Origin of the sequence: Amycolatopsis sp. NPDC051106 (assembly GCF_040682775.1) — a bacterium.
Classification (GTDB): Bacteria; Actinomycetota; Actinomycetes; order Mycobacteriales; family Pseudonocardiaceae; genus Amycolatopsis.
This window is the reverse complement of the sequence record NZ_JBFBBQ010000008.1, coordinates 177654-185119: the sequence shown is the minus strand read 5'-3', so window position 1 is coordinate 185119 and position 7466 is coordinate 177654. Positions and strand designations below refer to the sequence as shown.

General features: G+C 72.4%; 10 protein-coding genes. 7 read left to right on the top strand and 3 right to left on the bottom strand.

The genetic code is table 11. The features are described from left to right. Positions 1 to 736 (bottom strand): RNA polymerase subunit sigma-70 (locus AB0M83_RS09800; protein WP_364515049.1); only part of this gene is annotated, 736 nt, incomplete at its 3' end. Between the two features lie 235 nt (positions 737 to 971). After that, positions 972 to 1583, bottom strand: a complete 612-nt coding sequence (locus tag AB0M83_RS09795) for an HSP18 transcriptional regulator (RefSeq protein ID WP_364515046.1) — start codon at positions 1581 to 1583, stop codon at positions 972 to 974. Positions 1584 to 1684: 101 nt separating this feature from the next. Between AB0M83_RS09795 and AB0M83_RS09790 the strand changes: the two genes are divergently transcribed. The 7 genes from AB0M83_RS09790 to AB0M83_RS09760 all read left to right on the top strand — a co-directional run bounded on the left by AB0M83_RS09790 (position 1685) and on the right by AB0M83_RS09760 (position 5884). After that, positions 1685 to 2122 carry an Hsp20/alpha crystallin family protein gene (locus AB0M83_RS09790; RefSeq protein ID WP_364515043.1) on the top strand — a complete coding sequence of 146 codons (438 nt, stop codon included), beginning with the start codon at positions 1685 to 1687 and terminating at the stop codon, positions 2120 to 2122. Between the two features lie 148 nt (positions 2123 to 2270). Next, the gene (locus AB0M83_RS09785) at positions 2271 to 2699 is read left to right on the top strand and encodes a DUF6292 family protein (RefSeq protein WP_364515040.1); all 429 of its coding nucleotides are present in this window, start codon (positions 2271 to 2273) and stop codon (positions 2697 to 2699) included. After that, positions 2696 to 3175 (top strand): DivIVA domain-containing protein, encoded by a 480-nt coding sequence (locus AB0M83_RS09780; RefSeq protein ID WP_364515037.1) that lies wholly within the window; start codon positions 2696 to 2698, stop codon positions 3173 to 3175. The genes AB0M83_RS09785 and AB0M83_RS09780 overlap by 4 nt, the downstream gene beginning before the upstream one ends. A gap of 26 nt (positions 3176 to 3201) precedes the next feature. Next, complete coding sequence (locus AB0M83_RS09775; protein ID WP_364515031.1) at positions 3202 to 3486, top strand: hypothetical protein; 285 nt, start codon at positions 3202 to 3204, stop codon at positions 3484 to 3486. Between the two features lie 99 nt (positions 3487 to 3585). After that, positions 3586 to 4323, top strand: coding sequence for a dihydrofolate reductase family protein (locus AB0M83_RS09770; RefSeq protein ID WP_364515028.1), 738 nt, complete (start codon positions 3586 to 3588; stop codon positions 4321 to 4323). A 5-nt stretch (positions 4324 to 4328) separates the two neighbouring features. Then, on the top strand, positions 4329 to 4682 hold the full coding sequence (locus AB0M83_RS09765) for a YciI family protein (protein ID WP_364515063.1): 354 nt from the start codon (positions 4329 to 4331) through the stop codon (positions 4680 to 4682). Next, positions 4679 to 5884 (top strand): DUF6596 domain-containing protein, encoded by a 1206-nt coding sequence (locus AB0M83_RS09760; RefSeq protein ID WP_364515026.1) that lies wholly within the window; start codon positions 4679 to 4681, stop codon positions 5882 to 5884. Before AB0M83_RS09765 ends, AB0M83_RS09760 begins: the two co-directional genes overlap by 4 nt. Before the next feature lie 7 nt (positions 5885 to 5891). Here the strand turns inward: AB0M83_RS09760 and AB0M83_RS09755 are convergent, their stop codons facing one another. Continuing rightward, a complete protein-coding gene (locus AB0M83_RS09755; RefSeq protein ID WP_364515024.1) occupies positions 5892 to 7403 on the bottom strand; it encodes an AbgT family transporter in 1512 nt (503 codons plus the stop codon). Positions 7404 to 7466: the final 63 nt, after the last annotated feature.

The following is a 7466-nucleotide window of genomic DNA, read 5'->3' as shown; positions in this document are numbered from 1 at the left end:
GTGGGCTTGGTCTTCGCAAACTCAGTCCTACCAGTGGCCCCACGTCTGATCTGGGGATAACACGCACCCCACTCAGCCCTACTGAGAAAACCTCACTGAGGCGCGAGAACGCCCGGTGACCGGCGTCCTCGCGCACCCAGCGCCTCCTGAGCGTCTCCCGGGCGCGCTGCAACGCGCTGTTGACCGACACCACCGTCATGCCCAACGCCGTGGCCGTTTCCTTCGCCGACCACTCCACGACATCCCGCAAGATGAGCACCGCACGCTGCCGCGGCGGCAGGTGCTGGATCGCGGCCATGAACGCCAGCTCGGTCGCCTCCCGGCGCACCAGCATCGCTTCCGGGTCCACCCCGGCCGCCACGACGTTCTCCACCAGAACGTCCGGATACGGCTCCAGCCACGGCAGGTCCGTCGCCGGCCCCGGCCGGGCCAGCGGATCGGCCGGACCGGTCACTTCCGGCGGTGTCACCCGCCGCGCACGACGGCGAAGCGCGTCGAGGCACGCGTTCGTCGCGATGCCGTACAGCCACGCCCGCAACGTCGACCGGCCCTGGAAACTCCCGCGTTTCGCCCACGCGCGCAGGAACGTCTCCTGGACCAGGTCCTCCGCGTCCTGCGTCGCCGCCATGAACCGGTAACAGTGCAGGTGCAGCTCCGCGCGGTGGCGTTCGACCAGCGCGGCGAACGCGGGTTCGTCGAACTTCTCCGGCCGCGGCGGGCTCGTCACGTCGGTCACCAGGACAACACCTTCTTCCCCGCGAACTTCAGCCTCTGCACGTATGACGCACCCGAGGCCCCGAACTCATCGGTGAGCCGGACCGCGGCGTACCGGATCCCCGACGTGCGCAGCTGGCTTCGATGAACTTCCACCCGGTGGAGAACGCCAAGTTCGCCGGTCGCCCGCAGTCCGGCAACCCGCGGATCGTCGGCGCGGTCACCCAGCTCAACGCTTGACCCCCGGGCCGCCGTGGTCAGACGGCGCGCCCGCGGCGGTGCCCGGCGGCGTCGCGGCGCACCAGGTCGACGTGGTCGCCGATGGCGCGGACCCGGTCGGCCAGGCCCGCGTGGGCGCGCTTCAGGTGGCCGCGGACCGCGGCCAGCGGGGGTAGCAGGCTGGTGACGTCGTCGTCGCCGAGGGCCGCGCCGAGCCGGTCGGCGTTCACGCGCGCCTCGCCGTCCAGGTCTTCGAGCGCACTGACCTGACCGGCCAGCTGCCGCAGCACCGCGGAGTTGCGGCGAGCCCAGTCCGCGACCGCGCGATCACCCGCACGGCGGTCCCGCACGGCGTCGACCCGCGCCTCCCCCGTCGTCTTTCCCGACGCCGACGGCCGCAGCCGGAGGAACCGCCGTTCCGCGGCCTGCCTGCTCGCCACGCCCAGTGCCGGCGCGAGGGCCGCCCAGCTGGTACCGCCGGAGCGCGCCGCGGCGATCAGCTCCGGCTCCCACCCGGCCAGCTGCTCCCGCAGCGAACGCAACGAGGCCAGCGTGGCCAGCAGCCGGTCGGCCGGCACTTCCCCGCGAGCCGCCGCCAGCACCACCTCGTGAACGTCCCGCACGGCGCCGATCGGATCCCCGTCCACCATCTGTCATCCCTTCGACGACCAATTACTTGTCATCGTTTCGATGACATGTTAGAACAGTAGTGCGTGTTGACACCAGATCATCGAGCCAGGAGGTGGACCCCATGTTGATGCGCACCGACCCGTTCCGGGAACTGGACCGCTTCGCCCAGCAGGTCTTCGGTGGCCCCGGGACCTGGTCCAAGCCGGCCGCGATGCCGATGGACGCCTATCGCGCCGGCGACGAGTTCGTCGTCTGCTTCGACCTGCCCGGCGTCACGAAGAACGCCATCGAGCTCGACATCGAGCGCAACGTCCTGACCGTCAAGGCCGAACGACGGCCCGCGGCCGGCGGTGACGACGTCCAGATGCAGGTGTCCGAACGCCCGCTCGGCGTCTTCTCCCGCCAGCTGTTCCTCGGCGACACCCTCGACACCGACCACATCACCGCCGACTACGAAGCCGGCGTGCTGACCCTGCGCATCCCGGTCGCCGAGAAGGCCAAGCCACGCCGCATCGACATCACCGGCGCGGCCGGCGACCGCAAGGAGATCCAGGCCTGACGAGCCCGCCCGGCGCAGGACCGGCACCCCGGCCCGGTCCTGCGCCGGCCACGCCCGTCCCCGAAAGGCCGTCTCCGAAAGGCCGTCTCCGAAAGGCACTGTCCTCGAAAGACCCGGAAGACACTGTCCCCGGAAGGCACCCGCACCCGTGACCGCATCGCTGCACATCCCGGCCGGCCACCCCGCCCTCACCGCGCTGTGGACCTACCTCGCCGACGTCACCACCGCACTCGGCATCGGCCCCGAATCCTGCACCGTCGACCACGACACCCCCGTCTCCGCCTACGTCGCGCTCGACGAGCACCTGCCCGGGTACCCCGGCCGGGACGTCGCCCTGCTGTGGGACGAGGTCCGCGGCTGGGCCGCCGCCGTCGAGACCCACTCCGGCGAAGACCTCATCGTCGTGCGCTACCTCGGCGGGCCCACCATCACCCCGGCCCCCGGGAAGATCGCCCGGTTCGTCACCGCACTGCGCGAAGACGACCACCGCGTCGGCCGGCTCGACCCACCGGCGCTGCGCACCGCCACCGGCCTCGCCGGACTCGACGCCGCCCTGCGCGACCGGAGCACGACGTGACGCCCGGTTCCCTGCCGCTGCCGGTGTCCTTCGCCCTCGCGGTCCGCGGCTACGACCGTGAGCAGGTCGACGAGCACCTGGCCGACCTGAACGAAGAGATCCGGCTGCTGACCCTCGACCGCGACGCCGCCGTCGCCGAGGCCGAAACCCTTCTGCGGCACCTGGAATCGGCCCGCGCGGAGGTCGATGACCTGCGTACCCGGCTGAACCGGCTGGCCCGCACGCCGGCCGACCCGGGCGCGCTCGGCGAGCGCGTCCGGCTCATGCTCGAATGCGCCCGGACCGAAGCGGACGCCATCGTCGCGACGGCACACCGCCGCGCCGCGGCCGTGCGGGAGCGGGCCGCCGAAGCCGAACGGCGCACCGCGGCCCGGCTGCGCGCGATCGACGACTTCCTGGCCCGCGCCGAGGACCTCCTGGCCGAAGAACCGCAGCAGCCCGCTCTTCGTCGGCGAGCCGGGCTCGCCGCCGCGTGACCCGGCCCGTCCCCGGGGGAAAGACGATGAACGACCTCGCCCGCGCTGCGGCGGAGAAGATCTTCGCGGCGGCCGCCGAACTCGGCACGACCCGGCAGGAAGCCGTCCTCGTGACCCGCGCGGTCTACGCGGTCAAGAACGGCCGCACCACGGACGTCGCGCTCACCGACACCGAGCAGCACCGGCGACGCAAGCTCGCCCACGTCGTCGGCACCGTCCTGTGGGATCCCGCGCTCGACGCCACCGCCGTGTACACCGCGGTCACCGACACCCGCTCGCCGGCGCGGTCCGAAAACGCATCCGCGGCGTGATCAAAACTTCTCGTCGGCGCATGTCGAGAACGAGCGCTCGGCTCCGACCAGTGGGCACCGGCGGCCGAGCGGGCCGCCCCCACGGCAGGAGCACGCACGATGACCAAGGTGACCGCCCAGATGTCGGTGTCCCTCGACGGCTTCTACACCGGACCGCGGGACGCGCCGGGCGCCACGGACATGAGTGGCTGGATGAAGGGACCCGAAGCGCCCGGGTTCTTCCGGGTCACCCGCTGGGCCGTCGACGCCGCGGCCTGGCGCGAGCGGCAGGGCGGCACCGGCGGCGAGCAGTCGATCGACTCGGACATCATCGCGGAGACGTTCGCCGCGGCCGGCGCCTACGTCATGGGCCGGCGCATGTTCGACGCCGGCGAGGCCCCCTGGGGTGACGAGCCGCCGTTCCACGCCCCGGTGTTCGTCGTCACCCACCGCCCCCGGGATGTGCTCGAACGCCGGGGTGGTACCTCCTTCACCTTCGTCACCGAAGGACCCGAGCGGGCCGTCGAGCTGGCCCGGGACGCCGCCGGCGGCAAGGACGTGGCCGTGGCCGGCGGCGGGGAGCTCCTGCGCCAGGTCCTGCGCGCCGGGTTGCTCGACCAGTTCGAGCTGCACGTCGCGCCGGTGCTGCTGGGTGACGGCCAGCGCCTGTTCGACACCGGCCTCGGCCTCGGCGCGGACGAGGGCATCGAGCTCGTCCCGGACCGCGTCGTCGAGTCGCCGGGGGTCACCCACCTCCGCTATACCGTCACCGGGCGGTCGAAACTGGTGCTGGACGATCGTGGTGCCAGCGGCGAGCTGGTCGGACCGGCCCAGGCGGAGCGGAGGAGCGCACGGTGAAGTACATGCTGCTGATCTACGGCAACGAAGAAGCCTTCGGCTCGATCGGTGCGGAGGCGCTCGCCGAGCTCATCCGCGAGACCGACGCCCTCAACCAGGAGCTGTTCGAGTCCGGTGAGCTGGTCGGCGCCTACGGGATGGCCGACCAGCTGAACTCCAAGATGGTCCGGGTCGCCGGCGGGACGCCGGTGGTGACCGACGGCCCTTTCGCCGAGGCCAAGGAGTACCTGGGCAGCTTCACGATCCTCGACTGCGAGAACCTGGAGCGGGCCCTGGAGATCGCGGCCCGCAACCCCTCGGCGCGCCACTGGGGGGTCGAGGTCCGGCCACTCATGCACGAGGCCACCCTCGAGCCGTGACCGACTGGCGGGCGGTCCGGCGGCTGGTCCCGGAGGTGCTCGGCGCGCTGGTGCGCCGCTACGGCCGGTTCGACGCCTGCGAGGACGCCGTCCAGGAGGCGCTGGTGGCGGCCGCGGCCCAGTGGCCGGTGGAGGGGTGGCCGGAGAGCCCCCGGGCGTGGCTGGTGACGGTGGCGACGCGCCGCCTCGCCGACCACGTGCGCAGCGACGCCGCCCGCCGCCGGCGGGAGGAGGCCGACGCCCTCCGCACGCCGCCCCCTCCCGCCGGTGGCGAGGAGCACGACGACACCCTCACGCTGCTGTTCCTGTGCTGCCACCCGGCGCTGACGCCCCCGTCGCAGATCGCGCTGACGCTGCGGGCCGTCGGCGGCCTGTCGACCGCCGAGATCGCCCGGGCCTTCCTCGTGCCCGAGGCGACCATGGCGCAGCGCATCAGCCGGGCCAAGCAGCGCATCAAGGCGGCCGGAGCCGGCTTCGCCCTGCCGCCGCCGGCCGAGCAGGCGGCGCGGCTCGCGGTCGTGCTCCAGGTGATCTACCTCGTCTTCAACGAGGGCTACACGGCCACGTCGGGAACGCGGCTGGTGCGGGCCGAGCTGACGGCCGAGGCCATCCGGCTGGCCCGCGACCTGCACCGGCTGGTCCCCGGCGACGGTGAGGTGGCCGGGCTCCTGGGCCTGCTGCTGCTGACCGACGCCCGCCGCCGGGCCCGCACGGCGCCGGACGGCTCGCTGGTGCCGCTGAGCGAACAGGACCGGACGCTCTGGGACACCGAAGCCATCGCCGAAGGCGTGGCGCTGGTGACCGCTGCCCTGGCGAGCGGCCCGATCGGCCCGTACCAGCTGCAGGCCGCCATCGCCGCCGTCCACGACGAGGCACCCACCGCCGACGTCACCGACTGGCCGCAGATCCTGGCCCTCTACACGGTGCTCGAGCGCGTGGCCCCCAACCCGGCGGTGACGCTCAACCGGGCGGTCGCGGTGGCCGAGGTCCACGGCCCCGCGGCGGGGCTGGCCCTGCTCGACACCGTCGCGGCCGACGGGCGCATCGCCGTCTCCCACCACCTCGTGTCGGTGCGGGCCCACCTGCTGGAGCTGGCCGGCGACCGCGACGCGGCCCGCGCCGGCTACCGCGAGGCGGCCCGGCGCACCACCAGCGAGCCCGAGCGGCGCCACCTCCTGACCCGGGCGGCGCGGCTGGGATGAGCGGGCCCTACCGGAGGGAAACCCCCGGGCCCAGCGGCAGGCCGAGGCCGTACCAGAGCGCGAACAGCGCCGACCAGGCGATCAGGAAGACGAACGCGATCGGCACGGTGAAGGACATCAGGGTCCCGATCCCCGCGTTCTTCCGGTACTGCTGCACGAAACCCAGCGCCAGCACGAAGTACGGGCTCATCGGGGTCACCGCGTTGGTGACCGAGTCGCCGATCATGAAGGCGCCCATCGCCGCTTCCGGCCGCACCTGCAGGTACATCATCATCGGCACCAGGATCGGCGCGAGGATCGCCCACATCGCCGAACCGCTGGTGACGAGCATGTTCAGCAGGGCGACGGCCAGCACGATGGCGAGCAGCACGACCAGGTGCGGCGCGTTCAGCGAACGCAGGAGGTCCGCGCCCCCGACCGCCACGACCGACCCGATGCCGGTCCACGTGAAGTAGGCCAGGAACTGCGAGACGGCGAAGAAGAGCACGATCACGGGAGCGATCTTGGCCACTCCCCCGGCCATGATCACCGGGACGTCCGACAGCGACGGGATGGTGCCGGTGATCCGGCCGTAGCCGAAACCCAGGACCGCGAACAGCAGGGCGATGAACACGCTGATGTTCACCACGACCGCCGACTGCACGAAACTGCCGCCGGCCCCCATCAGCGGCGAGCCCGGCAGCACCACGAGCACCGCGACCACCGCCACGAACAGCACGAACACCCCGGCGGTCACCTTCATCGCCCGGCGTTCCACGGCGGTCAGCCGGATGGCCGGGGCGGCCACGGCGGGGTCACCATCCTCTTCGGACGGTGCGAACTCGGGCCGCTTGGCCAGGACGAGCTCGACGACCAGGGTGATCAGCCCGGCCAGGACCACCGACGACACCGCGGAGAAGAAGTACGTCGCGACGGGCGTCACCACGTAGCCGGGGTCGACGGTCTTCGCCGCCGCGGCGGTCAGCGACGACCGGATGGCGTCGGACGGCGTGACGAGCGGGCTGGCGTTGAAGCCCGCCGACACCGCGACGTAGGCGACCATCACCCCGAGCACCGGGCTGCGGCCGGCCGCGCGGAAGGCGAGTGCGCCCAACGGGATCATCACGAGGTACGCCGAGTCGCTCATGATGTGCGCGATCATCCCGCTGAACGCGATCGCGAACGTCACCCAGCGCCCGGGCAGGCGGACCACGGTGATCCGCAGGAGGGCTTCGAGGAGGCCGCTCTTCTCGGCGACGCTCACCCCGAGCAGCATGACGAGGATGACCGCCAGCGGCGGGAACTTCGCGAGGTTGTCCAATGCGGACTTCGCGGCGAAGCCGATCCCGTCCAGCGAAAGCAGGTTCTTGACCTCGACGACCTCGCCGGTCTTCGGCAGGGTGACGTGGACGCCGGCCAGCGCCAGCACGAGGCTGGTGACCGCCAGCACCCCGGCCAGGATCCAGAACAGCCAGAAGGGGTGCGGCAGCTTGTTCCCGGCGCGTTCGATCGCGCCGATGACGCGGAAGAGAACGGTCATCCCGGTCCGGGGAGCAGTGGTGCTTCGGTGCGTTTCCGTCATCCCGATCGGCCTTCCGTGGTG

Excerpts from the sequence above, each read along its gene's own strand:
- AB0M83_RS09795 (WP_364515046.1), bottom strand. The coding sequence starts at position 1,583 with ATGGTGGACGGGGATCCGATCGGCGCCGTGCGGGACGTTCACGAGGTG.
- AB0M83_RS09790 (WP_364515043.1), top strand. The coding sequence starts at position 1,685 with ATGTTGATGCGCACCGACCCGTTCCGGGAACTGGACCGCTTCGCCCAG.
- AB0M83_RS09775 (WP_364515031.1), top strand. The coding sequence starts at position 3,202 with ATGAACGACCTCGCCCGCGCTGCGGCGGAGAAGATCTTCGCGGCGGCC.
- AB0M83_RS09770 (WP_364515028.1), top strand. The coding sequence starts at position 3,586 with ATGACCAAGGTGACCGCCCAGATGTCGGTGTCCCTCGACGGCTTCTAC.
- AB0M83_RS09765 (WP_364515063.1), top strand. The coding sequence starts at position 4,329 with ATGCTGCTGATCTACGGCAACGAAGAAGCCTTCGGCTCGATCGGTGCG.
- AB0M83_RS09755 (WP_364515024.1), bottom strand. The coding sequence starts at position 7,403 with ATGACCGTTCTCTTCCGCGTCATCGGCGCGATCGAACGCGCCGGGAAC.